The following is a 25,155-nucleotide window of genomic DNA, read 5'->3' on the forward strand; positions in this document are numbered from 1 at the left end:
GCGAAGGGGTCCCGCAGAAAACTCGTCCTATCCGGAAATGGCGTGTCCCGACTGCACGACGCACCTGCCCTAACGAGCGGGTTTTGCCTTGAATATTACCTCGGCGGCTGGCTGGAGCCACAGCTAGATTACGCTTTCAGCCTCGCCCCGTCAGGATCGAAGAATGGCATCGCCGACACCACCGCGCGTGTCGGCATGCCATCGATGTCGATGCCGAGTTCCGTTCCGATCCGCGTGAATGGCAGCCGCAGATGCGCGGTTGCCAGCACCGTCCCCAGCGAATAGCCGTGGTCGCTGTAGGTGACGACGCCGGCATCCTCGCCGGCTTCACGGTGACATTGGTGACGCTGATCGGCGCCTCGGCGACGGCCGGCGCAGGTTACATGTGCGTGCGTTGTATACCTTGGCGATTGGCGGAAACGCCTATCGCTTCGTCATCCTGGGGCGGAGCAAGGAGCGAAGCGACGCGGCGGAGACCCCAGGATCCATGCCGTGACTTCAGAGCGCTGCTGCGGTGCAGAATTCTGCTCCGCTGCACTCCTCGGCTAAGGTTACGGCATGGATCCCAGGGTCTCCGCGACGTCGCTTCGCTCCTGCTTCGCCCAGGGATGACGAAGTTCAGGAAGGCCGCCGACCCGGCCCATCGTTGCGCCGAGCTCGACGATGCTGTTGTAGAAAGGCGATCGCCGTTCGGGCATGATACTTCTTCACCAATTTGGTTTGGACTGGTCATCCAACACAGCCCCGAACATGTCCTTGGCCTGTTCGGCCGTATAATACCCAAGCCTGACATCCCTCAGCACCAGTTCCGGGTCGCGCGCCAGGGGATCGCCATAGCCGCCGCCGCCCGGCGTGCCGACGCGGACGCGGTCACCGGCCTTCAGCGCGATGTCCTGTTCCTTGGAGAGGTGCGGCGGCATATGTTCCTTGCCGTCGCGGAACACGGTCACCGTGTTGACAGCGCCGTCCTTGCCGCCGAGCGCGCCCTGCGGGCCGAAGCGGCCATGGTCCATGACGAACGAGGCGCGGGCGTCGCCGCGCAGGATCTCGACCTCATAGGCGAGCCCAAAACCGCCGCGATGCTTGCCGGCGCCGCCCGAGCCTTCGCGCAGGGCGTAGTGACGATAGAGCACCGGAAAAGCCTGCTCCATGATTTCGACCGGCGGCGATTTGGAGATGCCGATGGTCGAGCAGCCATTGGTGAGGCCGTCATGACCGGCATTGCCGCCATAGCCGCCGCCGGAGATCTGGTACATGACGTAATCGCGGCCGCGGGCCGGGTCGTTGCCGCCGAGCGCGAAATTGCCGCTGGAACCGGCGGGAGCCGCCGTCACCTTGTCCGGCAGCGCCTGCACCATGGCCGCGAACACCGCCTCGGCAATGCGCTGCGAAACCTCGGCCGCACAGCCCGATACCGGGCGCGGATATTTGGCGTCGAGGAACGTGCCTTCCGGCCGCTCGACGATCAGCGGCTCGAAGGCGCCGGCGCTGATCGGCACATCGGGGAAAATATGGCGCATGGCGAGGTAGACCGAGGACAAGGTCGTCGCCAGCACGCTGTTCATCGGCCCGGCGCACGGCTTTGACGAGCCTGAAAAATCGAAGCTGAGCGTGTCGCCCTGTTTCTCGACCGCCAGCGCGATGGTCAGCGGCTCGTTCACCACCCCGTCGGAATCGACGAAGGCCTTGGAGCGGTAGATGCCATCGGGAATGGCCGATATGTTGGCGCGCATCTGCTCGGCGGCGCGGCGGCGCAGTTCGGCGATCGCCTCGACAACTGTTTCGTCTCCGTAACGATCCAGGATTCCCTTAAGCCGGTCCTGGCCGATCAGCAGTGCCGCCGCCTGCGCGCGGATGTCGCCGATGCGCTGGTCGGCAACCCTGATGTTCGAGCAGATGATGGCGTAGATCTCAGGGTCGAGCACGCCCTTCTTGAACAATTTCACCGGCGGCAGCCGCAGGCCTTCCTGCTCGACCGCCGTTGCCGAGGCGGAAAAACCGCCCGGTACCGAGCCGCCAATGTCGGGCCAGTGGCCGGTGTTCGACAGCCAGCAGAAAATCTTTTCGTCCCGGTAGACCGGCATGGCGAAGCGCACATCCATCAGATGGGTGCCGCCGAGATAGGGGTCGTTGACGATGTAGATATCGCCTGGCTCGGGCGGCAGGCAGCGTCCATCGGCGATCATTTCGATCACCGTTTTGGTCGAATACTGCATGACGCCGACGAACACCGGCAGGCCCTGGCTGCCTTGCGCGATCAGCGAACCATCGACCGCCGAATAGATGCCGTCGGAGCGGTCGTTGGCCTCGGCGATGACGGGCGAGAAGGCGGCGCGCGAGAAGGTCAAGTCCATCTCGTCGCAGACTTGCTGCAGCGCCGCCTGGATGACCGAAAGCGTGATCGTGTCGAGCTTTGCCATTTCAGGCCTCACCGATGTCGATGATGATGTTGCCGTCGGCGTCCGAGCGCGCCCGGTCGCCGGGCTCGAGCACGGTGGTCGCGTCCATCTGTTCGAGGATCGCCGGGCCCTCGATGAGGGCGTCGAGCGGCAGCTTTTCCCTGCTGTAGACCGGCGTATCGTGCCAGCGCCCGCCATACCAGACCGGCCGAATTTCGCGGCGCGCCTCATCAAGTGTTTTGGCGCGGCCAGCCGGGTCGATCAATCGCGAAAGATCGATCGCCGGCCGCATGCCGGTCACCGACGTATTGAGGTTGACCAGATTGGCGCGGATTTCCGGCAGCTCGACCTTGAAGCGGGCAAAATAGGCCTTTTCAAACAGTTGCTGCAATACCGCGCGCGTCACTGCGGACGAGGGCAGCGGCACGTTGATGATATGGGTCTGGCCGACGAACTGCATGTCGGCGGAATGGGTGACGCGGATCGTCTCCGGCTTTACCGCTTCCTTGCCGATCAGCTCTTCGCCTTCGTTTCGGTGCCGTTCCAATATCCCGTGAAGCTGGATTTCATCGAGTCCCGCCACCGGCTGGTTGACGGTGTTAACGAAATCGTGCCTGAGATCGGCGACGACGCAACCGAGCGCATTGGTGATGCCCGGCCGCGCCGGCACCAGCACTTTTGGCAGGCCGAGTTCGCGCGCCAGGGCTGTCGCATGCAGCGGCCCGGCGCCGCCAAAGGCGAACAGCGCGAAATCGCGCGGGTCGTGGCCGCGCGACACCGAGACCATGCGGATAGCGCCGGCCATCTTGATGTTGCCGAGCCGCAGCACGGCGCCCGCCGCCTCGACGCCGGACAGGCCGGTGGGGCGGCCGATCCTGTCCTCGAAGATGCCGGTGACGTGCTCGACGGTGACCGGGTTTTCGACCGCGAGCAGCTTTTTCGGCGCCAGCCGGCCGAGCACCAGATTGGCATCGGTAATGGTCGGCTCGCTGCCGCCGCGCCCGTAGCAGATCGGGCCGGGATTGGCGCCGGCGCTTTCCGGGCCGATCTGGATCAGACCTGCCGCATCGACGCGGGCGATCGAGCCGCCGCCGGCGCCGACCGTATGCACCGCCACCATCGGCACATGGATCGGCATCGCATATTCGATCTCGATCTCGTTCGACACTGCGGGTTCGGCATTGCGGATCAGCGCCACGTCGGTCGAGGTGCCGCCCATGTCGTAGGTGACCAGGTTTTCAAAGCCGGCGCGTTTTCCCGTATAGGCGGCGGCGATAACACCGGAGGCCGGGCCGGACATCACGGTCTTGGCCGATTCACGGGTGACAAAGCGGGCCGAAATCATGCCGCCATTGCCGTTCATGATCAGGAAGTCGCGGGCGTAGCCTTTTGACCCCAATTCCTTGCGCAGCCGCTCGACATAGCGCTCGAGGATCGGCTGCACCGAGGCGTTCACAGAAGCGGTGACGCCGCGCTCGAATTCGCGTGCTTCCGACAGCAGCGCATGGCCTGTCGTGATGTAGCCGTTCGGCCAAAGCTCGGCGGCGATCTCGGCGGCGCGTCGCTCATGCGCCGGATTGGCGTAGGAATGCAGGAAATGGATGACGAGCGATTCGCAGCCGGCCTCGATCAATTGTGAAACCGCCGCGCGCATCTCGGCTTCGTCGAGCGGAATCCGCACCCCGCCCGAGGCTTCGACCCGCTCCGACACTTCGAGCCGCAGGTTGCGCGGAATGATCGGGACGAAGGTCCCCGTCATGCCATAGGCTTGCGGCCGCGTTCGCCGACCCAGCTCGATGACGTCGCGAAAGCCGCGCGTGGTGATCATGCCGGTTTTGGCCAGTCGGCGTTCCAGCACCGCGTTGGTGGTGGTGGTCGTGCCGTGCACGATGAGGTCGATGCTGTCGACCGGGAAGCCGGTGGCACCGAGCGCCGAAACGACGCCGAAGGCTTGGTTGTCGACCGTGGTCGGGGTCTTGGCGATATGCACCCGGCCACCGTCACGGCCGTCGATCAGAAGCAGGTCGGTAAAGGTTCCGCCGACATCGATGCCGGCGACGACGCTGCCCGAGGAATCCAGCGTCTGCGCCGAAAAATTCTCTTCCATTGTCGAAACCCGAAATGTCAGGACTACAGATATGTCTCAGTTTGGAAAGGTGTTTCACGCTGGCGTCTTGACGCAAATATCATTTGTATACTAATAAATTCCGGACACAAGAGCTTACCGCTTCGCAGTGTGCAAACGGCACGCCGGAACCTGATCGGTTCGGGCGCGCAGGAGAAGGTTTGGCGTCAGCGCCCTCGGGTTGGCCAGAAGGTTAGGTTTGATGAACACCATATCAACGCTCAACACCGCCGGCGCCCGGCCGCTGCAGTTTCCTATACCGGCCAATGTCTATGCCGAAACCGTGGTCTCGGTGAAGCACTATACCGACCGGCTGTTTTCGTTCCGCATCACCCGGCCGCAGTCGCTGCGCTTCCGCTCCGGCGAGTTCGTCATGATCGGCCTGCCCAATGCCGAGAAGCCGGTGTTCCGCGCCTATTCGATCGCCAGCCCTGCCTGGGACGACGAGCTGGAATTCTTCTCGATCAAGGTACCGGACGGCCCGCTGACCTCGCAGCTGCAAAAAATCGAGATCGGCGACACCGTCATCATGCGGCAGAAGTCGACCGGCACGCTGGTGGTCGACGCGCTGACCCCGGCCAAGCGCCTGTTCATGATCTCGACCGGCACCGGCATCGCGCCGTTCGCCAGCCTGCTGCGCGATCCTGATACCTATGAGAAGTTCGAGCAGGTCGTGCTGACCCACACCTGCCGCGACAATGCCGAACTCACCTACGGCCAGGAGCTGGTTGCAGAGCTGGAGAACGATCCGCTGATCGGCGAGCTGACCGGCGGCCGCGTCACGCTCTACAATTCGACGACACGCGAAACCTCCGAGCGCATGGGCCGCATCACCGCGCTGATCGGCTCGGGAAAATTCTATGCCGATCTCGGCATCGACAAGCTCGACCCCGAGACCGACCGCATCATGATCTGCGGCTCGATGCATATGCTCAGGGACGTCAAGGAACTGGCCGAAAGCCTCGGCTTCGAGGAAGGTTCGCTGCATCATCCGGCGAGCTTCGTCGTCGAGCGCGCGTTTGTTGGCTGAGACGAATCGCAGGCCATGGAAATTTAGCCGAACCATCCCTCCACTTCGGAGCCATCGCCGGACTTATGCTCCGGCATGCGGCGGTGCCAAGATCATTGGTGACGCCGATGGAGATCGTGCCGCGCTTCTGGCGCGCGGTCATCTAGGCATAGCCGATCATGGTTGAAGGGTAGCTGGCAGCGTTGCGGATACAAGCGCCATTCTGAGCCGCTGCATTCTTCGGCCTGGGTAACGGCATGGATCCTAGGGTCTGCGCCGCGTCGCTTCGCTCCTTGCTCCGCCCTAGGATGACGAAGTGGAGGGGTGTTTCGGCCAATCTCCAACCTCTGCGATATGCCACTGAGATTCGCTGCTGAAAGGGGCTGTGGACCTTCGCTGCCGGCCGGTCGGCAGCCAAATCTCCAACGCTGGCGATTGGCCAAATCCCACCACGCCTTCGTCATCCTAGGGCAAGCAAGGAGCGGAGCGACGCGGCGCAGACCCTAGGATCCATGCCGTTACCCAGGCCGAAGAATGCTACGGCTCAGAATGGCGCTTGCACGCGCAACCGTGCTCGTTACGCTTCCGCGTCGCTTCGCTCCTGCTCCGCCCTGGGATGACGAAGGCATGGTGGCCTGTGGCTAATCTCCAGCGCCGCGCTCTTCGGCTGATGTCACAGCAGGCTTTTTCCGCTATGACCGCCTGAAGGACTCGTGAAGCGCTGCTTCACGGTCTATCTTCGGCATAAGTCGTCGAACGAAAGGGCAGGAGATGAGCAGCACAATCCGCGAAGCCGATCTTAGTGCCGACAGATTGGGACCTTCCAAGATCACGCCGCTGCCGGCGCGCACCGCCGCCAATGCGCCGACGCCGCAAGCGCACGTCATTGCCCGCAACCCAGGCATGAGGCTGGATCTCGGCTTCATGGAATCGATGCGCAGCGTCAACCGCTCTGCGCTGGAACGGCGCGTCGCCAGCCTGACCAAGCGGCGCTCGATCAAGGCCGACAACCAGGCCGCCTGGCTGCTGCGCGCCGTTGCCTGCATGGACCTGACGACGCTCAACTCGAACGACACCGAAGAGCGCGTGCGCCGGCTCTGCGCCAAGGCGGTCAATCCGTTCCGCCGCGACATCGTCGAAGGCCTCGGCATTACAGGTGAAAGGATCCGCCCGGCGGCGGTCTGCGTCTATCACCCCTTCGTCGCCACCGCCGTCGATGCGCTGCGCGGCAGCGGCATCCATGTCGCCGCCGTATCCACTGCGTTCCCGCACGGCCTCACCCCGCTTTCGACGCGCCTGCAGGAGATCGAAGCCTCGGTGAAGGACGGCGCCGACGAGATCGACGTCGTCATTCCGCGTGGCCTGGTTTTCGCCGCGAAATGGCAGGAACTCTATAACGAGATCGTCTCGATGCGCGCCGAATGCGGCGAGGCGCATCTCAAGGTCATTCTCGGCACCGGTGACCTCGCGACGCTGCGCAACGTCATGCTGGCGTCGATGGTGGCGATGATGGCGGGCGCCGACTTCATCAAGACCTCGACCGGCAAGGAAAGCGTCAACGCGACGCTGCCGGTCGGCCTTGCCATGGTGCGCGCCATCCGCGCCTATTTCGAGGAAACCGGCTATCTCATCGGCTTCAAGCCGGCCGGCGGCATTTCGACCGCCAAGGCTTCGCTCGACTGGCTGGTGCTGATGAAGGAAGAGCTTGGCCGGCGGTGGCTGGAGCCAGACCTGTTCCGCTTCGGTGCATCGAGCCTTTTGACCGACATCGAACGCCAGCTCGAACATCATCTGACCGGCCACTATTCGGCCAATCATCGCCACGCGATGGCGTGAGCGCCCACCCTCCCCCTTGTGGGGAGGGTGGGCGCGAAGCGGCGGGGTGGGGGTCAAAGGAATCAGATCAGCCCGTGCAATGAACCAGCCAATAGCCAATTACCCCCACCCCGATCGGCTTTGCCGATCGACCCTCCCACCAGGGGGAGGGTAAAGGAGGCGCTCCATGAACATTCTCGAACGCTATCATGCCATGGACTACGGTCCGGCGCCGGAGGCCCGCAACGAGGCCGATGCCTGGCTTGCCGTGCGCGATTTCTCCAAAGCGCTGTTTGTCGGCGGCGACTGGAAAGCAGCCGCGGGCGGCAAGACCTTCGACACCAGCGATCCGTCATCGGGAAAACTGCTGGCCAAGGTGTCGGATGCCGGAGCTGCCGATATCGATGCGGCAGTTTCGGCCGCCGCCAAAGCGCTGCCGAAATGGAGCGCCAGCTCCGGCTACAGCCGAGCCAAAGTGCTCTATGCCATCGGCCGCGCCATGCAGCGCCACCAGCGGCTGTTCGCGGTGCTGGAATCGATCGACAACGGCAAGCCGATCCGCGAAAGCCGCGACATCGACGTGCCGCTGGCCATTCGCCATTTCATCCACCATGCCGGCTGGGCGCAGGCGCTGGACAAGGATTTCCCGGATCAGAAGGGCGTCGGCGTCGTCGGCCAGATCATCCCGTGGAACTTCCCGCTGCTGATGCTGGCCTGGAAGATCGCGCCGGCGCTCGCCGCCGGCTGCACGGTGGTGCTGAAGCCGGCCGAGTTCACGCCGCTCACCGCCATCCTGTTCGCCGAGATTTGTGAGCGCGCCGGCGTGCCGAAGGGTGTCGTCAACGTCGTACAGGGCGGGCCGGAGGCGGGTGCGGCCATCGTCAATCATCCCGGCGTCCAGAAGATCGCCTTCACCGGCTCGTCCGAGGTCGGCAAGATCATCCGCAAAGCCACCGCCGGCTCGGGCAAGAAACTGTCGTTGGAGCTCGGCGGCAAGTCGGCCTTCGTCGTCTTCGAGGACGCCGATCTCGACAGCGCCGTCGAGGGACTGGTCGACGGCATCTGGTTCAACCAGGGCCAGGTCTGCTGCGCCGGCTCGCGCCTTTTGGTGCAGGAAGGCATCGCAGATGCCTTCATCGCCAAGGTCAAGACGCGGATGAGCCGTTTGCGCGTCGGCAGCCCGCTCGACAAGAACACCGACATCGGCCCGCTGGTCGACCTGACCCAGCTCGATCGCGTCAGGGGTCTGGTCGCCGCAGGCGCAAAGCAGGGCGCCGTCTGCTGGCAGCCGGATGTGGCGCTGCCGGCTTCCGGCTATTATCACCTGCCGACGCTGGCAACAGGCGTTTCGCCGGCCAACATCCTGGCGCAGGAGGAGGTGTTCGGCCCAGTGCTGGCGACCATGACCTTCCGCAACACCGAGGAAGCGATCGAGCTCGCCAACAACACGCGCTACGGCCTGGCCGCTTCGGTGTGGAGCGAGAACATCAACCTCGCGCTGCACGTCGCGCCGCAACTGAAGGCCGGTGTCGTCTGGGTCAACGGCACCAACATGTTCGACGCCGCCTGCGGCTTCGGCGGCTACCGCGAAAGCGGTTTTGGCCGCGAAGGCGGGCGCGAGGGCATGCTCGAATATCTGTCGGCAAAACTGCCGCTCGGCCCGGTCGTCAAGCCGGCAGCGGCTTCGACACAACCTGTCGAGCAGGCCGAAAGCGACGCCATCGATCGCACCGCAAAACTGTTCATCGGCGGCAAGCAGGTCAGGCCGGACGGCAATTATTCGATTGCCGTCGCCACCGCCAAGGACAAGCTTGCCGGCGAGGTTGGCCTCGGCAGCCGCAAGGATATCCGCGATGCCGTCGCGGCTGCACGTGCCTGCAAGGGTTGGCCGGAGGCAACCGCCTACAACCGCAGCCAGGTACTGTATTATCTGGCCGAAAATCTGTCCGGCCGTGCCGGCGAGTTTGCCGTGCGTCTCACAGAGCTTACCGGCGCCACAGTCAAGGCGGCGCGCGAAGAGGTCGAGCAGTCGATCGAGCGGCTATTCCTCTATGCCGGCCTGGCCGACAAGTTCGAGGGCCGCGTCCACCAGCCGCCGGCCCGCGCCGTCACGCTGGCGCTGCACGAGCCGGTCGGCGTCGTCGGCATCGTGGCGCCCGACAATGCGCCCCTGCTTGGCCTGATCTCGCTGGTGGCGCCGGCGCTGGCCATGGGCAACACCGTGGTCGCGGTGCCTTCGGAAAAATATCCGCTGCTTGCCACCGATCTCTACCAGGTCATCGAATATTCCGACGTTCCGGCCGGCGCCATCAACATCGTCACCGGCCGCACCGCCGAGCTCGCCGGCGTGCTGGCCAAGCATGACGATGTCGACGGGCTCTGGGTGTTCGCCGATGCCGAGACCTGCGCCAAGGCAGAAGCCGACTCCGTCGGCAATCTCAAGCGCGTCTGGACCGGCAACGGCCGCAGCCTCGACTGGGCGTCGACCGAGGCCGCCGGCGATGCCTTCCTGCGCCGTGCCGTCGAGGTCAAGAACGTCTGGGTGCCGTACGGCGACTGAGCGTGTGTCGATTGTCGACGTCGACGCCGCCCCTCATTGCCCTGCCCGTCCTCCGCAGCAGCTGCGGAGGGTGGACCGGGCATTTCTCCCCGTATAGTGACGGGGAGAAACACGCTGGCCGCAGCCTCGGCGCACATACTGCAATGTTGGAGGGGCAGCGCCAAGGCCCGGGTGAGGGATACCCAAGAGATCTCCGGGCTTGACGGCTGAAAAGATGTTCTTTACCGAGAAAAAACATTTGCCCCTAAGCGAACAGCAATACAGGCGGCATGATAGTGCCTATCTGGCACATTGCGCCTTGGCCGCGGGCCGGTAAAAGCCGGGCGGCCACAGAGGAGAAAACCATGGCTGATCTGGCAGGCAAGATCGTTGTCGTCACGGCGGCGGCACAGGGCATCGGCCGGGCGAGCGCGCTGGCTTTCGCCAGGGCGGGCGCTGTCGTCCACGCCACCGACATCAACGAGGTGATGCTCGCCGAACTTGGCAAGACGGCTGGCATCAAGACCCGCAAGCTCGACGTGCTGAACGACGAGGCGGTTGAAACCGCCTTCGCCGAGATCGGCGCCGTCGATGTGCTGTTCAACTGCGCCGGCTTCGTCCACTCCGGCTCGATCCTCGAGATGAAGGACGCCGATCTCGACTTTGCCTATGACCTCAACGTTCGCTCGATGATCCGCACCATCCGCGCCGTGCTGCCCGGCATGCTGGAGCGCGGCGACGGCTCGATCATCAACATGGCGTCGCTGGCCGGTTCGACCAAGGGCGTGCCCAACCGCTTCGTCTATGGACTGACCAAGGCGGCCGTCATCGGCCTGACCAAATCGGTTGCCGCCGACTATGTCGGCAAGGGCATACGCTGCAATGCCATCTGCCCGGGCACCGTCGAAAGCCCGTCGCTGGAGGACCGCATGCATGCGCAGGGCGACTACGAGGCTGCCCGCGCCGCCTTCATCGCCCGCCAGCCGATGGGCCGCCTCGGCACGCCCGAGGAAATCGCCGATCTCGCCGTCTATCTGGCCGGTGCCACCTATACGTCGGGACAGGCTTATAATATCGACGGCGGCTGGTCGATCTAGGAGTCTGAAAATCCTATTCTGCCGGGCGCCTGGCGCGGCGTCTGTGCTTGCCTAGGCACTTTAAGTACGCTCCGCTCCGGTTCTCGAAAGCCACGCCACTCGCCGCAGCGGAGCGAATTTGCAAACGGCCTCTGGTCGCAACTGGGAGAAAAATTCTATGAAACTGCTGCGCTATGGCGAGGCGGGGAGCGAACGCCCCGGCCTGCTCGATGCGGATGGGACGATCCGCGACCTCTCCGCCCATGTCACCGACATTGCCGGCAAGGCGCTCGACCCGGCATCGCTTGAGACACTGTCGAAGCTCGATCCAAAATCGCTGCCGGCGGTTTCCGGCAAGCCGCGCATCGGTGCGTGCGTCGCCGGCACCGGCAAATTCATCTGCATCGGCCTCAACTACTCCGATCATGCCGCCGAGACCGGCGCCGTCGTGCCGCCGGAGCCGATCATCTTCATGAAGGCAAGCTCGGCCATCGTCGGGCCTGATGACGATGTGCTGATCCCGCGCGGCTCGGTCAAGACCGACTGGGAAGTCGAGCTCGGCGTGGTCATCGGCAGAAAAGCCAAATACGTCACCGAGGCCGAGGCGCTGGACTATGTCGCCGGCTATTGCGTCGCGCACGACGTTTCCGAGCGCGCCTTCCAGGCAGAGCGCCAGGGCCAGTGGACCAAGGGCAAGAGCTGCGACACGTTCGGGCCGATCGGCCCGTGGCTGGTGACCAAGGACGAGGTCCAGGACCCGCAGAACATCCCGATGTGGCTGAAGGTCAACGGCAAGACGATGCAGAACGGCTCGACCAAGACCATGGTCTATGGCGTCGCCTACCTGGTTTCCTATCTCAGCCAGTTCATGTCGCTGCATCCGGGCGACATCATCTCGACCGGCACGCCGCCCGGCGTCGGTCTCGGCATGAAGCCGCCGGTGTTCCTGAAGCCCGGCGACGTCGTCGAGCTCGGCATCGAAGGGCTGGGCATGCAGAAGCAGACGTTCAAGGCGGACGAGTAGGCGCTTCACTTTGGCAAGTTTGCGCCGCCCCTCATCTGCCTGCCGGCATCTTCTCCCCGTATAGTGGCGGGGAGAAGGACGAAGCTGCAGCGCTGACGCCCCCCTCTCCCCGTCTCTATACGGGGAGAGGGTAAGGGTGAGGGGCAGCGCCAACCTTTGCCGCAACCCTACTTCAGCACCTTCCCATCCGCTCCGAACCGGTACGTCCTTGCCGGATCCGGCGTCGCGTAGAGCGTGGCTCCCGGTTCGGCGTTGTAGACGCCGAAGATGCGCACGGTGATCAGGCCGGCCTTCTCGCAGTCGAGATAGAGGTTGGTGTCGGCGCCGAGATGCTCGGCATGGACGACCGTGCCCTTCCAGGCGCCGGATTTCGCATCGACCGTCAGGTGCTCGGGACGGACGCCGATGGTCTTGGCCGTCTCGCCAAGCCTGGCGCCGTCAACGAAATTCATCTTCGGTGAGCCGATGAAGCCGGCGACAAACTCATTCGCCGGTGAATTATAAAGCTCCATCGGCCCGCCGATCTGCTCGATCTTGCCCGCGTTGAGCACGACGATCTTGTCGGCCAGCGTCATCGCCTCGACCTGGTCGTGGGTGACGTAGATCATCGTCGCCTTCAGCCGGCGATGCAGTTGCGCAATCTCCAGCCTGGTGTTGACGCGCAGCGCTGCATCGAGGTTGGACAAAGGCTCGTCGAATAGGAAAAGCTTGGGCTCGCGCACCACGGCGCGGCCGATGGCGACGCGCTGGCGCTGGCCGCCGGAAAGCTCGGCCGGGCGCCTTGCGAGATAGGGTTCCAGCGACAGCATCGAGGAGGCGATGCCGATGCGGCGGTCGATCTCGGCCGCCGGCGTGCCGGCCTGCTTGAGGCCGAGGCCCATATTGTTCTTCACCGTCAGATGCGGGTAGAGCGCATAGGTCTGGAACACCATGGCGATGCCGCGCTTGGCCGGCGGGGTTGCGGAGACGTCCGCCCCGTCGATGACCACACGCCCCGAGGTCGAATCCTCCAATCCGGCGATGACCCTGAGCAAGGTCGACTTGCCGCAGCCGGAGGGGCCGACGAAGACGACGAATTCGCCGTCGGTCACTTCGAGGTTGATGCCCTTCAGCACCTCGACCGGCCCGAAGGCTTTTTTCACATTCTCGATGTTCAGCGAGCCCACGGCTTCGTTCCTGTTCTAGAGTTTGACTGGTCTAGAGTCTGATTGGGGCGCCGCTGCGAACGCTCTCATCGGCGGCAAGGCAGACGGCGAGCGACTTCACCGCGTCGTCCATGTGGCGGGAAAGATCAATATCCTCGCGGACCGCCTTGAGCAGAAAAGCCTGTTCGCGGTCGCAGAGATCCTGATGGCCGGGTTCGCCTTCCATCGACAGCATCTCATCCGCTTTGGCGAACTTGCCGTCCGCGCCGGTCGCCGCGCTGTGCAGGCGGATGGTCGAGGTCTTGGTGTGGGTGTCGATGTCGTCGGATCTGACGCCCTCCTTCATGACGATCGACACGCAGCCCTTGGGGGAGATCACGTCCTTCACGAAGAAGGCGGTCTCCGAGATCATCGGCCCCCAGCCGGCCTCGTACCAGCCGATCGAACCGTCGTCGAACAGCACCTGCAGATGACCGTAATTGTACATCGAGGGTGCGATCTCGTCGGTCAGCCTCAGCCCCATGCCGCGCACCTCGATCGGCCTGGCGTCGGTGATCTGCAGCATCACGTCGAGATAATGCACGCCGCAATCGACGATCGGCGATGTCGTCTGCATCAACTGCTTGTGCGTCTCCCAGCTATGGCCTGAGGATTGCTGGTTGAGGTTCATGCGGAACACGTAAGGGCCGCCGAGCTTGCGCGCCTCGGCGATCAGCCTGATCCAGGACGGGTGATGGCGCAGGATGTAGCCGATCACCAGTTTTCTGCCGTTGGCCTTGGCCGCCGCGACCACGCGTTTGGCATCCGCCACCGTCGTCGCCAGCGGCTTTTCGACAAAGACATGGCAGCCGGCCTCGAATGCCCTCACCGCATAGTCGGCGTGGCTGTCGGAATAAGTGGCGATGCAGGCGACATCAGGCGTCTCGTCGCGCAGCGCCTCGCCAAAGGAGCGCCTGATATCATAGCCGGAAAGCCCGGCCGGCAGCGGCACGTCCGAACGGTTGACCAGTGTCGCGATCTCGAAGCCCGGATTGGTGTGATAGGCCAGCGCATGGCTGCGGCCCATATTGCCGAGCCCGGCGACGACGACGCGAAGAGGTTTTTCCTCACTCACTTGACCGCTCCCGAGGTAATGCCGCGGATCAGCTGCCGCGAGAAGATGACGTAGAGGATCAGCACCGGCATGATCGCCAGCGAAAGTGCGGCCAGGATCGCGTTCCAGTTGGTGACGAACTGGCCGAGGAACAGCTGGGCGCCGAGCGTCACCGTCTTGGTCTCCTCCGACGGCGCCAGGATCAGCGGAAACCACAGATCGTTCCAGATCGGGATCATGGTGAAGACGGCGACGGTCGCCATCGATGGCCGCACCAGCGGCAGCACCAGCCGGAAGAAGATCGTGTATTCGGACAGACCGTCGATACGCCCGGCATTCTTCAGGTCGTCGGAGACCTGCTTCATGAATTCCGACAGAATGAAGACGGCGAGCGGCAGGCCTTGCGCCGTATAAACCAGGATCAGCGCCGTCAGCGTGTTGACGAGCCCGCTTGCCACCATCAGCTGCAGGATGGCGACGGTGCCGAGGCGGATCGGGATCATGATGCCGAGCGCGAGGTAAAGCCCCATCAGCGAATTGCCGCGGAAGCGGTATTCCGACAGCGCGAAGGCCGCCATCGCACCGAACAGCAACACGAAGAACAGCGAGGCGACGGTGACGACAAGGCTGTTCTGGAAATAGTGGATGAAATCGCCCTGTCCGATCACCGTTGTGTAGCCGATCAGGTCGAAGGTTTTCGGGGTCGGCGGCGTCAGCGGCGCGCCGAAGATGCCCGCACGGGATTTAAATGAATTCATGATGACGATGATCACCGGAAACAGGGCGATCACCGTGTAGGTCAACAGCACCGCATGGGCGCCGATGGTGCGGGGCAGGGAGTGGGTTGCCGTGCTCATTGGAAAGTCTCCTGACGAGCTGCATTTCCAAAGGATGGCGCCAAGACGCCCCCCTCTGTCCTGCCGGACATCTCCCCCTCAAGGGGAGAGATCGGCAGCGTCGATGTCGCTACCCGTTCTGCTGCGCTGAAAGTTGGCGAACCCGGCGATGACATCCAATCTCCCCCCTTGAGGGGGAGATGCCAAGTGGTGGCAAAGAGGGCAGGCCAGAGGGGGGTGCTCAAGCTGAACATTTCGGCCCCTAGAACTGATAGCGACGCAGGCGCGTCTGGACGAGGAACAGATAGACGCAGACGCCGCCAAGAATGATCAGGAACATCATCGTGGCGATTGCCGAGCCCATGTTGGGATCGCCGATTTGCAGTTGGAAACCGAAGAAGGCGCGGTAGAGGAAGGTGCCGAGAATATCGGTCGAATAATTCGGCCCGGCTAGCGCGCCTTGCGCGGTGTAGATCAGGTCGAAGGCGTTGAAATTGCCGACGAAGGTCAGGATCGAGATGATGCCGATCGACGGCAGGATCAGCGGCAGCTTGATCTTCCAGAACTGCGACATGCCGGTGATGCCGTCGCATTCGGCCGCTTCGATCACCTCGTCGGGGATCGACAGCAGCGCCGCATAGATCAGCATCATCGGAATGCCGACGAACTGCCACACCGAGATCAGGCTGAGTGTGGTCAGCGCATATTGCTCCTTGCCCAGCCACGGTGTGAACAGGCTTTTGAGGCCGACAAGATCCATAAGGTTTGGCGCCACGCCCCACAGCGGCGACAGGATCAGCTTCCAGGCGAAGCCGACGATGACGAAGGACAGGATCGTCGGCACGAAGATGGCTGTGCGGTAGAAGGCGGAGAATCTCAACCGCGGGCTTGAGAGAAGCGCCGCCAAAAGGACGCCGATCGGGTTCTGCACCAGCATATGAATGATGAAGAACCAGATATTGTTCCTCAGCGCATTCCAGAAACCCACGGACCAGTTAGGATCGCCGAACAGCGTGCGGAAGTTTGCCAGTCCCACGAAGACCTGGGACTGGTCTATGTTGCGGAACAAGGAGAGCTGCAGCGTGCCGGCCAGCGGCAGGATCATGATCGCCGTATAGACCAGCACTGCCGGCGCCAGAAAGACGCCGATGTGCCAGCGGAACGGTCGTTTCGGTGCTGCGGCCATGCGTTCGGTCCCCGCCGATCAGGTTCTTGCCGCCAAAGGGCGCGGCGCCTCCCTCCCCCTCGAGGGGAGGGTGCCTCGCGAAGCGAGGCGGGTGGGGTCGGCCGAGCAGTGCGCCATCGTGGTTTCGATCGTGCTTTCCAGCAACGATCAGGTCGCAACCTGCCACAACCGACCCCCTCTGTCGCCTCCGGCGACATCTCCCCCTCGAGGGGGAGATAGCGCTCGTTCTTACTTCGCCGGCTTATACCAGCTGTTGAGACCGTCCTGCAGCTTCTTGGCGGCAGCTTCCGGCGTGACGGTGCCGTTGATGACGTTGGCCGATTCAACCCAGGTCTCGTTCTCGAGGTTCGGCGTGCCGCGCCCCAGGATCTGGTAAGTCGAGCGGATCGTCGACTTGCACTTGTCGCGCCAGGAGACGAATTCCTGGGCCAGCGGGTCTTCCATCTTCACCGGCGTGTTGTTCAGGCTGAAGAAGCCCGGCAGCGCGTTGGCGTAGATAGTGGCGAAGTCCGGCGAGGCGACCCAGGACAGGAAGGTCTTGGCTGCATCGGCATTCTTCGACGCCGCATTCAGACCCATGCCGATATCGGTGTGGTCGGAGATGTAGCAAGTGTCGCCGGCCTTCTGCACCGGCGGCGGGAAGGCGCCCATCTTGAACTGCGCTTGGGTGTTGAACAGCGCGATCTCCCACGAGCCGGCAGGGTAGATGGCGGCGCGGCCAAGCGTGAACAGGTTCTGGCTGTCCGGATAGGTCTGTGCCTCAAAGCCGTCGCCGAGATAGGGCTTCCATTTGGCGAGTTCGGCAAAGGGCGCGACCCACTGCGGGTCGGTCAGTTTTTGCTCGCCCTTGATCAGCGCGGTGCGGCCTTCCTCGCCCTTCCAGTAGTTCGGGCCGATGTTCTGGTAGCCCATGGTCGCGGCTTCCCAGAGGTCCTTGGTGCCCATCGCCATCGGGATGTAAGTGCCGTCGGCCTTGATCTTGTCGAGCGCGGCGTAGAACTCCTCATTGGTGGTCGGCACCTTGATGCCGAGCTGGTCGAAGGCGTCCTTGTTGTAGATGAAGCCGTGGATGACCGAAGCCATCGGCACGCAGAATGTCGCCTTGCCGTCGTCGGTCTGCCAGGCGGCTTTGGCGACGTCGGAAAAATTCTCCATGCCCGGCAGCGCCGACAGATCGGCGAGGTTGCCCTTCTTGAAAAGTTCCAGCGACTTGTCGAACGGGCGGCAGGTGATCAGGTCGCCCGCCGAGCCGGCGGCGAGCTTGGCGCCGAGTGCGGCGTCATATTCGGTCGGTGCCGACGGCGCGAACACCACCTTGATGCCGGGGTTCTTGGCTTCAAAAGCCGGGATCAGCTTGTCCTTCCAGATGGCAAGGTCGTCGCCGCGCCAGCTTTCGATGTTGAGCGTTACGTCCTGGGCATAGGCCATTCCGGCGGAGCCGAGAATGCTGGTGCCGAGAAGCAGTGCCGTCAGTAGTTTCGTTGTCATGCTCAGTCTCCCTGTTGACCTTTTTCAGGTTCGGTTTTGAGAACAGAGGCTTTCTGCCTCATGCTCCCCTCAATCGCGGAAAGGGCCGGGCGCAGCTTCTGGCCGGTCCCTTCCAGTATCTTCTCGGCCGCATCGGCATTGGCGGCGCCGGCGGCGAGGAGAATGGCGGTCTTGACGGCGCCGCCGCTCTTTTCGAGCAGGCGCGCCGCATCCTCCTTGTCGCGTCCGCTGATGACGGCGACGATGCGTGTTGCGCGGTCGCGCAGCTTGATGTTGTCAGCCATGAGGTTGACCATATAGCCGTCATGGACATGGCCAAGATGGATGGCGGCCAGCGTCGACAGCATGTTGAGCGCGATCTTCTGGGCGGTCCCGGCGCCCATGCGCGTCGAGCCGGCGATCAGCTCCGGCGGCGTTTCGAGCAATATGGCGATATCGGCCAGCCGAAGCAGCGGCGCATCCTTGTTGTTGGCGATGGCGATGGTCGCCGCACCCCGGCGCCTGGCGTCCTCGATCGCCGTGACGGCATAGGGCGTCGAGCCGCTGGCCGAGACCGCGATCAGGCAGTCGCCCTCGCCGACGCCGGCAGCGGCAACCGCTGCTGAGGCTTCCTCGGTGTCGTCCTCCGGCCCGCCGGCCAGTGTCTTGAAGGCATCGTCGCCGCCGGCGATCAGGATGGCGATACGGTCGCGCTGAATGCCGAAGGTGCCCGGCAGTTCCAGCGCATCGGCCAGCGCCATCAGGCCCGAGCTGCCGGCCGCCGCGTAAGCGAGCTTGCCGCCGCTGTTCAGCCGGCTGGCGATGATTTCGGCTGCCTTGGCAATGGCGGGAATGGCGCCGCGCACCGCCTTGGCGGCCTCGATCTGCGCGTTGGCCAAAGAGGAAAGGATGACGTCCGAGGCCTGGATGTCCAGCCCCTCGGCATTCTGGTGAAGCGCTTCGGTGCGCGTTTCGGCCATCCGCTTTCCCTCCAATCCAGAAAACAATACCAAAAAAATACCACTTGTCCACACGCATTAGCGACTTCCCTGCCCTGAAATCGCCGTTCAGGCAAAATACGGTGGTTTTTCAATCAACTACGCCTTAATCTTTTTGAAACGGAAATTAATCCTTGGCTATTGGTATTTTATTGGTATTATCCGCCCGGAGGAGAAATCGTGTGAAATTCGTGCTTGGCATCGATGGCGGCGGCACCAGCTGCAGGGCGGCCCTTGCAACAGCGGACGGCACCGTCATTGGCCGCGCCAAGAGCGGCGCCGCCAACATCCGCACCGATCTAACCGGCGCCAGGGCCAACATCGTCGACGCGGCGCGGCAGGCCTTTGTCGCCGCCGGACAAGACCCCGAACTGATCCCGCAGACCCCGGCCATCCTCGGCCTCGCCGGCGCCAATGTCGGCACCTACAGGCAGCAGCTCGAAGCGATCCTGCCGTTCAGCATCAGCCGCGTCGAGACCGACGCCGAAATCGCGCTGGAAGGCGCGATCGGCTTCGGTGACGGCGCCATGGCCATCCTCGGCACCGGCACCGCCTACATGGCGCGTAAAAACGGTAAGTCGCGCGCCATCGGCGGATGGGGTTTTCAGGTCGGCGACCAGGGCAGCGGCGCCCGCATCGGCCGCGACCTGCTCGAACAGACGCTGCTTGCCTATGACGGCATCCGCCAGGGGTCGCCGCTGACGCAGGCCATGCTCGCCATCTTCCGCGACAATCCCGAGGATTTGGTCGAGTTCACCACCAACGCAAAACCCGGCGATTTCGGCGGCTTCGCGCCAAAGGTGTTCGACCATGCCGAAAAGGGCGACGCCGTCGCCAACTGGATCCTCGACAAGGCGGTCGCCGACGTCGAGGCAGCACTTGGCGTGCTCGATCTCGGCGACGACGATCCGCTCTGCCTGCTTGGCGGGCTGGCGCCGCTCTATGCACCACGCCTGTCGGCGCGCTACCGGGCGCTGCTGAAGCCGCCGCTCGACGATGCGCTCGGCGGCGCGGTGCAGATGGCAGTTCGTGTCTTCGCCAAAGCGGCGGAGGCAACGCGATGAGCGAAGCCGCCGACCAGATCTTCGCCATGCTGAAACAGTCGTCGCAGAGCGGCGCGCCGCTCTATCTGCAGCTTAGGAAGAGCATCGAGGACGCGGTCAATCGCGGCCTGATCGGGCCGGGCGATGCGCTGCCTTCCGAGCGCGATATTGCCAGCAAGGCCGACATTTCGCGCGTCACCGTGCGCAAGGCGGTGCAGGATCTGGTCAAGGGCGGCATCCTCGTCCAACGCCACGGCTCCGGCACCTTCGTCGCGCCGCGGATGGAACGCGTCGAGCAGTCGCTGTCGCGGCTGACATCCTTCACTGAGGATATGGCGCGGCGCGGCATGGCTGTGCGTTCGGCCTGGCTCGACCGCGGCCTCTACGCGCCCTCGCCGGACGAGATGATGGTGCTCGGCCTGTCGTCGAACGAACTGGTGGCGCGGGTGGCGCGCCTGCGCATTGCCAACGACACGCCGCTGGCGATCGAGCGCGCCGCCCTCTCGGCCAGCGTGCTGCCCGACCCGGCGGCGATCGGTTCGTCGCTCTACGCGGCGCTGGAAACGACGGGGCTGCGGCCGGTGCGGGCGGTGCAGCGCATTTCCGCCGCCAATCTCGGCGACGACGACGCGCGCCTGCTCGAAGTGCCGCCTGGCATTGCCGCCCTGCACATCGAGCGTATTTCCTATCTGGCGAGCGGCAAGGTGATCGAATTCACCCGCTCGATCTACAGGGGCGACGCCTATGATTTCGTCGCCGAACTCCGGCTGAGCGGGCCGGGCGAAGAGGGCCGGCCATGAGCGCGACAATTACCCATATGCGGCGCGAGATCGAGGAGATCCCGGAGGCGACCGCACGCCTGCTCGACGGCTCGGCAGCGGTGCTGACCGAGGCCGGGCGCGGCATCCGCGAGCGCGATCCGCAGTTCGTCGTCACCGTGGCGCGCGGCTCGTCCGACCATGCCGCCACCTTCATGAAATATGCCGTCGAGCTGACCGCCGGCCTTGCTGTTGCGTCGGTCGGCCCGTCGATCGCTTCGATCTACGGCGCCAAGCTCAAGCTGGCCGGCTCAGCCTGCCTGGCGATCTCGCAATCGGGCAAGAGCCCGGACATTGTCGCCATGGCGCAAACCGCGAGAGCCGGCGGTGCCCTGACCGTCGCCATCACCAACACTGCCGATTCGCCGCTGGCGCGCGCCTCCGATTATGCGATCGACATCCTGGCCGGCCCGGAACGCAGCGTTGCGGCGACCAAGACCTTCGTCAATTCGGCTGTCGCCGGCCTCGCCTTGATGGCGCATAGCACCGGCGACGATAAGCTTCTGGCAGCACTTGCCCGCTTGCCGGAGCATTTTCGCAAGGCGATCGCCTGCGACTGGATGGCGCTGGCCGGTGCGTTGGAGACGCCGAAATCGCTGTTCATCCTCGGTCGCGGTCCGTCCGCTGCGATCGCCAATGAAGCGGCGCTGAAGTTCAAGGAAACCTGCGCCATGCATGCCGAGGCCTATAGTGCTGCCGAAGTGATGCATGGCCCGCTGGCACTGGTCGGGCCCGATTTTCCGGTGCTGGCGCTCGCCGCCCGCGATGCTTCCGAGCCATCGATCGCAGAGGCCGCCGACAGCCTGGCGGCCAAGGGTGCGGCCGTCTTCGTGACTTCGGACCAGGCGAAAAGCGCTCAGCACCTGACGCATGTCGCCACCGGCCATCCGTTGACCGACCCACTGGCGCTGATCGTGTCCTTCTATGGCTTCGTCGAGGCCTTTGCCCGTCATCGCGGTCTCGATCCGGACACGCCGCCCCATCTTCGCAAGGTGACGGAAACCATATGAGCGACCGTTTTGCCCTGACTGGCGCCCGGATTTTCGACGGCGACGACTGGCACGATAACGCCGCCCTAGTCGTCCGCGACGGTTTGGTCGAGGCCATCGTTGCCGCCGGCGCCGTTCCATCCGGCGTTGCGCGTATCGAGATCGACGGCGGCATGCTTGCGCCGGGCTTCATCGACCTGCAGGTCAATGGCGGCGGTGGCGTCATGCTCAACGATCATCCCGACGTCGCCTCGATCGAAGCCATCTGCCGGGCGCATGCGCCTTTCGGCACGACGGCACTGTTGCCGACGCTGATCACCGACACGCCTGAGATCACCGCCGCCGCGGTCGCCGCCGGAGCGGAGGCCGCGCAGCAGAAGGTGCCGGGCTTTTTGGGTCTGCATCTCGAAGGCCCGCATCTATCGGTCGCCCGGAAGGGTGCGCATGACCCGGCGCTGATCCGGCCAATGTCAGATGCCGACCAGGCGATGCTGATTGCGGCGCGGAAAAACCTGCCAGTGCTGCTGACCACGATCGCGCCGGAATCCGTCGACACCGTGCGCGTTTCGGCGCTCGTCGAGGCCGGCATCGTGGTCAGCCTCGGCCATTCCGACACCGGCTATGCCAAGGCGCGCGCGTTCGCCGATGCCGGCGCAACAATGGTCACCCATCTGTTCAACGCAATGAGCCAGATCGGCAATCGTGAGCCGGGTCTGGCGGGTGCCGCCATCGATACAGCCACATTGTTTGCCGGCATCATCGCTGACGGCATCCATGTCGATCCCGCCACCATGGCCATCGCGCTGCGCGCCAAGCAGGGCCCGGCAAAAATTTTCCTGGTCACCGACGCCATGGCGACGATCGGCACCGATATGACCTCGTTCACGCTGAACGGCCGCACCATCTATCGCAAGGACGGCAGCCTGCGGCTTGCCGACGGGACGCTGGCGGGCGCCGATCTCGACATGATCTCCGCCGTGCGCTTCGTCCACCGAGTTGTCGGACTGGAGCTTTCGGAGGCGCTGCGCATGGCTTCGCTCTATCCGGCGCAGGCGATCGGCCAGTCGCACCGGCTCGGGCGGTTCGCCAACGGCACCTCCGCCGATATCGTTGCGCTGTCGGACGAATTGGACGTCAAGGGCGTCTGGATAGAAGGCGACAGGGTTTTCGAGGCCGGTGTCGCAAGGGGCGCCTAAGGTATCAGCTGTTCGGCCCGCAGCCTGAAGCGGGTGGGTTGCTCATATGTCCCTCTTGTCCTCAATCCCCTGAGCTCGCGCCGGAAGCCGCGGCGCGGCCCGGTCTCGCCGGTTCGGCAGCAGGCGGCGCACGGCGGGCGCGGCCGCCACATCGTTCCTGGCGGCGAACAGCTCGTGGTTCTTCTCTATATCGTCAAGCTTGTAGCGATAATTGACCATCAGGCCATGCGCCTGACGCAAGGCGCGGAGCGACAGGTCGCCGAAAAGATCGATGCGCTCCAGCCGCGCGCCATTGCCGAGATGGAACCGGGCGACCGGGTCGATCACCTTGCCGGAGGCGGTGCGGGCTTCGAGGAAATACTGCGCCGCAAGAGGAAGCAGGGCCTGGCCTACGCGGTCGCGCGCGGCAGCGTCCGCATGCCAGCCCTCGTCGGCGACGAGGTCTAACACTTCGGCGGCGGAGGGTATGGTTTCAGTCTGCTCAGCCAGCCAACGGGCAAAGCCCGGCACCGGGGACAGCGTGACGAAATCGGTCAAGCCGGGAAGGTCGCGGCGCAGATCCTCGACCACCTGCTTGATCAGAAAATTGCCGAAGGAAATGCCGCGTAAGCCCTCCTGGCAGTTGGAGATGGAATAGAACACCGCTGTCGTGGCCTGCCGTGGCTGCACCAGCGGCCGCTCGTCGGCAAGCAGCTCGGCGATCGTCGTCGGCATCGCCCGGGTGAGCGCGACCTCGACGAAGATCAGCGGCTCGTCGCCGAGCTGCGGATGAAAGAACGCATAGCAGAGCCGGTCGTCAGGTTCGATCCGGCGGCGCAGATCGTCCCAGGTGTGGATGGCGTGCACCGCCTCATAGCGGATGATTTTTTCCAATATGTTGGCCGGTGTCGACCAGTCGATCCGCCGCAGCACCAGGAAGCCGCGGTTGAACCACGACGACAGGAGGTGCGTGAAATCGGCATCGACGATGGCGAGATCGGGCGATGTGGGCAGCCGGGCAAGCAGATCCTCGCGCATGCGCACCAGCGTCTCGATGCCGCCGGGCGCCAGGTTCAGGCGGCGCAGGAGCTCCTGCCTGGCCGGCTCGGCGGCGTCGTGCAGGGCAAGTGCCGAGCGATCGTCGGGCTCGGCGCGATAGGCATCCACCGCGGCGGCAAGCCTGGCGTGATCAGTGCCGAAACGATCGCGCAGCACATGCAGGAAAGCCAGCCTTCCGTCGGCGCCGAGGATGCGCCAGCGCTCCAGGATTTCCCTTGCATAGGCGACACCCGATGCCTCGCCCTGGCTGGAAAGCAGACGGGCGCACAGACGCCCCAGGCTGTCGGCCGAGACCGGCTCGTCACCGCGCACGAGGTTCAGCATCATCCGGCCGCGATCGGCGATGGTGTTCAGCAAATCAGCGAAGAAAGGGCTGCGGTTCATCAATCCGACCGTCGAAGAGGAGCCTGCGGGAGGGTCCGGAGAGGCATGAGGGTGAGACAGAGCATATGGGGCCGCATGTCACGAGCACAAGCGCACCGGCGTCGGCCAACGAATTCCTGACCGGCTGAAGAGACGGCGCGTTCTGGTAACGACGCCGGCAGCGTCAACCGGCCGCCTGGTCGGCCGCTGTCCTGATCGCCTCGATGTTCGCCCGATAGGCTTCGACGCTGCCGCCCTTGAAGATGGATGCACCGGCGACCAGCACGCTGGCGCCGGCGGCGGTGACCAAAGGTGCTGTTTGCGGCGAGATGCCGCCGTCGATCTCGATCCGGATCGGCCGATTGCCGATCAGCGCTTTCACCCGCTTCACCTTGTCGACGACCCCCGGAATGAAGGCCTGGCCGCCAAAACCCGGATTGACGGTCATGATAAGGATCAGATCGAGCCGGTCGAGCACATATTCGATCGCCGTTTCCGGCGTCGCCGGGTTGAGCGACACGCCGGCCTTCTTGCCGAGGTCCCTGATCGTCTGCAGCGAACGGTCGAGATGCGGCCCGGCCTCGGCATGCACCGTCATGCCGTCGCAGCCGGCTTCGGCGAAGGCCTCCAGATAGGGATCGGCCGGCGCGATCATCAGATGGCAGTCGAAGAAGGCCTTGGTGCGGTTGCGGATCGCCTTGATCACCGGCGGACCGAAGGTGATGTTGGGCACGAAGTGCCCGTCCATGACGTCGAGATGGATCCAGTCGGCGCCGGCCGCCGCTACCGCCTCGACCTCGTCGCCGAGCTTCGAAAAATCCGACGCCAGCACAGATGGCGCGATCAGGATCTTGTGAGCCATGTTCGCTTCCCGTTCTTGAGCCCGCCTTCGCCTACCGCATCGGCCCGAAAATCGGAATGGATTTTCGGAAAGCACGAAGCGAAGATTCAAAGCTTTGAGACGCGTACTTTGACGTCGCTCTAATCGTCTCAGCG

20 protein-coding genes and 1 pseudogene are annotated in these 25,155 nt (G+C 64.2%); 9 read left to right on the top strand and 12 right to left on the bottom strand.

The window, feature by feature from the left end; genetic code table 11:
* Positions 1-128: 128 nt before the first annotated feature.
* The 4 genes and pseudogenes from AC0L3I_RS30080 to AC0L3I_RS30095 all read right to left on the bottom strand — a co-directional run.
* A pseudogene (locus tag AC0L3I_RS30080) lies at positions 129-317 on the bottom strand (glycine cleavage T C-terminal barrel domain-containing protein); the annotation flags it as partial.
* A gap of 234 nt (positions 318-551) precedes the next feature.
* Complete coding sequence (locus AC0L3I_RS30085) at positions 552-698, bottom strand: hypothetical protein (RefSeq protein ID WP_473529313.1); 147 nt, start codon at positions 696-698, stop codon at positions 552-554.
* Positions 699-707: 9 nt separating this feature from the next.
* The gene (locus AC0L3I_RS30090) at positions 708-2,420 is read right to left on the bottom strand and encodes a hydantoinase B/oxoprolinase family protein (RefSeq protein WP_473529314.1); all 1,713 of its coding nucleotides are present in this window, start codon (positions 2,418-2,420) and stop codon (positions 708-710) included.
* A gap of 1 nt (position 2,421) precedes the next feature.
* Complete coding sequence (locus AC0L3I_RS30095) at positions 2,422-4,506, bottom strand: hydantoinase/oxoprolinase family protein (protein WP_473529315.1); 2,085 nt, start codon at positions 4,504-4,506, stop codon at positions 2,422-2,424.
* 220 nt (positions 4,507-4,726) lie between these two features.
* Between AC0L3I_RS30095 and AC0L3I_RS30100 the strand changes: the two genes are divergently transcribed.
* The 5 genes from AC0L3I_RS30100 to AC0L3I_RS30120 all read left to right on the top strand — a co-directional run bounded on the left by AC0L3I_RS30100 (position 4,727) and on the right by AC0L3I_RS30120 (position 11,987).
* The gene (locus AC0L3I_RS30100) at positions 4,727-5,554 is read left to right on the top strand and encodes a ferredoxin--NADP reductase (RefSeq protein ID WP_473529316.1); all 828 of its coding nucleotides are present in this window, start codon (positions 4,727-4,729) and stop codon (positions 5,552-5,554) included.
* A 750-nt stretch (positions 5,555-6,304) separates the two neighbouring features.
* Positions 6,305-7,369, top strand: coding sequence for a deoxyribose-phosphate aldolase (deoC, locus tag AC0L3I_RS30105; protein ID WP_473529317.1), 1,065 nt, complete (start codon positions 6,305-6,307; stop codon positions 7,367-7,369).
* A gap of 166 nt (positions 7,370-7,535) precedes the next feature.
* Entirely contained in the window at positions 7,536-9,908 is a 2,373-nt protein-coding gene (locus AC0L3I_RS30110; protein ID WP_473529318.1) for an aldehyde dehydrogenase family protein, read from the top strand.
* Positions 9,909-10,252: 344 nt separating this feature from the next.
* Entirely contained in the window at positions 10,253-10,984 is a 732-nt protein-coding gene (locus AC0L3I_RS30115) for an SDR family oxidoreductase (RefSeq protein WP_473529319.1), read from the top strand.
* A gap of 157 nt (positions 10,985-11,141) precedes the next feature.
* Complete coding sequence (locus tag AC0L3I_RS30120; protein ID WP_473529320.1) at positions 11,142-11,987, top strand: fumarylacetoacetate hydrolase family protein; 846 nt, start codon at positions 11,142-11,144, stop codon at positions 11,985-11,987.
* A gap of 167 nt (positions 11,988-12,154) precedes the next feature.
* Here the strand turns inward: AC0L3I_RS30120 and AC0L3I_RS30125 are convergent, their stop codons facing one another.
* The 6 genes from AC0L3I_RS30125 to AC0L3I_RS30150 all read right to left on the bottom strand — a co-directional run bounded on the left by AC0L3I_RS30125 (position 12,155) and on the right by AC0L3I_RS30150 (position 18,694).
* A complete protein-coding gene (locus tag AC0L3I_RS30125) occupies positions 12,155-13,153 on the bottom strand; it encodes an ABC transporter ATP-binding protein (RefSeq protein ID WP_292183460.1) in 999 nt (332 codons plus the stop codon).
* A gap of 31 nt (positions 13,154-13,184) precedes the next feature.
* Positions 13,185-14,246, bottom strand: a complete 1,062-nt coding sequence (locus AC0L3I_RS30130) for a Gfo/Idh/MocA family protein (RefSeq protein WP_473529321.1) — start codon at positions 14,244-14,246, stop codon at positions 13,185-13,187.
* Positions 14,243-15,082 (bottom strand): carbohydrate ABC transporter permease, encoded by an 840-nt coding sequence (locus AC0L3I_RS30135; protein ID WP_023801468.1) that lies wholly within the window; start codon positions 15,080-15,082, stop codon positions 14,243-14,245. The genes AC0L3I_RS30130 and AC0L3I_RS30135 overlap by 4 nt, the downstream gene beginning before the upstream one ends.
* A 241-nt stretch (positions 15,083-15,323) precedes the next feature.
* Complete coding sequence (locus AC0L3I_RS30140; RefSeq protein ID WP_473529322.1) at positions 15,324-16,247, bottom strand: carbohydrate ABC transporter permease; 924 nt, start codon at positions 16,245-16,247, stop codon at positions 15,324-15,326.
* Between the two features lie 228 nt (positions 16,248-16,475).
* Positions 16,476-17,735 carry an ABC transporter substrate-binding protein gene (locus tag AC0L3I_RS30145; protein WP_473529323.1) on the bottom strand — a complete coding sequence of 420 codons (1,260 nt, stop codon included), beginning with the start codon at positions 17,733-17,735 and terminating at the stop codon, positions 16,476-16,478.
* Positions 17,736-17,737: 2 nt separating this feature from the next.
* Positions 17,738-18,694: an N-acetylmuramic acid 6-phosphate etherase gene (locus tag AC0L3I_RS30150; protein WP_473529324.1), complete on the bottom strand. Its 957-nt coding sequence runs from the start codon at positions 18,692-18,694 to the stop codon at positions 17,738-17,740.
* Positions 18,695-18,894: 200 nt separating this feature from the next.
* On the opposite strand from AC0L3I_RS30150, the gene AC0L3I_RS30155 reads away from it, so the two are divergent.
* From AC0L3I_RS30155 to nagA, 4 genes are read left to right on the top strand one after another with little or no spacing between them, the layout of a single operon-like run.
* The gene (locus tag AC0L3I_RS30155; protein ID WP_473485653.1) at positions 18,895-19,776 is read left to right on the top strand and encodes a glucosamine kinase nucleotide-binding domain-containing protein; all 882 of its coding nucleotides are present in this window, start codon (positions 18,895-18,897) and stop codon (positions 19,774-19,776) included.
* Positions 19,773-20,555, top strand: a complete 783-nt coding sequence (locus AC0L3I_RS30160) for a GntR family transcriptional regulator (protein ID WP_473485654.1) — start codon at positions 19,773-19,775, stop codon at positions 20,553-20,555. The genes AC0L3I_RS30155 and AC0L3I_RS30160 overlap by 4 nt, the downstream gene beginning before the upstream one ends.
* A complete protein-coding gene (locus AC0L3I_RS30165; RefSeq protein ID WP_473529325.1) occupies positions 20,552-21,583 on the top strand; it encodes an SIS domain-containing protein in 1,032 nt (343 codons plus the stop codon). Before AC0L3I_RS30160 ends, AC0L3I_RS30165 begins: the two co-directional genes overlap by 4 nt.
* The gene (gene nagA, locus AC0L3I_RS30170) at positions 21,580-22,758 is read left to right on the top strand and encodes an N-acetylglucosamine-6-phosphate deacetylase (protein WP_473529326.1); all 1,179 of its coding nucleotides are present in this window, start codon (positions 21,580-21,582) and stop codon (positions 22,756-22,758) included. Before AC0L3I_RS30165 ends, nagA begins: the two co-directional genes overlap by 4 nt.
* Before the next feature lie 42 nt (positions 22,759-22,800).
* Here nagA and AC0L3I_RS30175 read toward each other — a convergent pair whose 3' ends face one another.
* Together AC0L3I_RS30175 and rpe are read right to left on the bottom strand one after the other, a co-directional pair.
* On the bottom strand, positions 22,801-24,180 hold the full coding sequence (locus AC0L3I_RS30175; RefSeq protein ID WP_473529327.1) for a malonyl-CoA decarboxylase: 1,380 nt from the start codon (positions 24,178-24,180) through the stop codon (positions 22,801-22,803).
* A gap of 163 nt (positions 24,181-24,343) precedes the next feature.
* Positions 24,344-25,021 (bottom strand): ribulose-phosphate 3-epimerase, encoded by a 678-nt coding sequence (gene rpe / locus AC0L3I_RS30180; RefSeq protein WP_473529328.1) that lies wholly within the window; start codon positions 25,019-25,021, stop codon positions 24,344-24,346.
* Positions 25,022-25,155: the final 134 nt, after the last annotated feature.

This window comes from Mesorhizobium sp. WSM4840 (assembly GCF_055811755.1).

Coding starts and splice junctions, on each gene's coding strand:
- AC0L3I_RS30085 (WP_473529313.1), bottom strand. CDS start 698: ATGCCCGAACGGCGATCGCCTTTCTACAACAGCATCGTCGAGCTCGGC.
- AC0L3I_RS30090 (WP_473529314.1), bottom strand. CDS start 2,420: ATGGCAAAGCTCGACACGATCACGCTTTCGGTCATCCAGGCGGCGCTG.
- AC0L3I_RS30095 (WP_473529315.1), bottom strand. CDS start 4,506: ATGGAAGAGAATTTTTCGGCGCAGACGCTGGATTCCTCGGGCAGCGTC.
- AC0L3I_RS30100 (WP_473529316.1), top strand. CDS start 4,727: ATGAACACCATATCAACGCTCAACACCGCCGGCGCCCGGCCGCTGCAG.
- deoC (WP_473529317.1), top strand. CDS start 6,305: ATGAGCAGCACAATCCGCGAAGCCGATCTTAGTGCCGACAGATTGGGA.
- AC0L3I_RS30110 (WP_473529318.1), top strand. CDS start 7,536: ATGAACATTCTCGAACGCTATCATGCCATGGACTACGGTCCGGCGCCG.
- AC0L3I_RS30115 (WP_473529319.1), top strand. CDS start 10,253: ATGGCTGATCTGGCAGGCAAGATCGTTGTCGTCACGGCGGCGGCACAG.
- AC0L3I_RS30120 (WP_473529320.1), top strand. CDS start 11,142: ATGAAACTGCTGCGCTATGGCGAGGCGGGGAGCGAACGCCCCGGCCTG.
- AC0L3I_RS30135 (WP_023801468.1), bottom strand. CDS start 15,082: ATGAGCACGGCAACCCACTCCCTGCCCCGCACCATCGGCGCCCATGCG.
- AC0L3I_RS30140 (WP_473529322.1), bottom strand. CDS start 16,247: ATGGCCGCAGCACCGAAACGACCGTTCCGCTGGCACATCGGCGTCTTT.
- AC0L3I_RS30145 (WP_473529323.1), bottom strand. CDS start 17,735: ATGACAACGAAACTACTGACGGCACTGCTTCTCGGCACCAGCATTCTC.
- AC0L3I_RS30150 (WP_473529324.1), bottom strand. CDS start 18,694: ATGGCCGAAACGCGCACCGAAGCGCTTCACCAGAATGCCGAGGGGCTG.
- AC0L3I_RS30160 (WP_473485654.1), top strand. CDS start 19,773: ATGAGCGAAGCCGCCGACCAGATCTTCGCCATGCTGAAACAGTCGTCG.
- AC0L3I_RS30165 (WP_473529325.1), top strand. CDS start 20,552: ATGAGCGCGACAATTACCCATATGCGGCGCGAGATCGAGGAGATCCCG.
- nagA (WP_473529326.1), top strand. CDS start 21,580: ATGAGCGACCGTTTTGCCCTGACTGGCGCCCGGATTTTCGACGGCGAC.
- AC0L3I_RS30175 (WP_473529327.1), bottom strand. CDS start 24,180: ATGAACCGCAGCCCTTTCTTCGCTGATTTGCTGAACACCATCGCCGAT.
- rpe (WP_473529328.1), bottom strand. CDS start 25,021: ATGGCTCACAAGATCCTGATCGCGCCATCTGTGCTGGCGTCGGATTTT.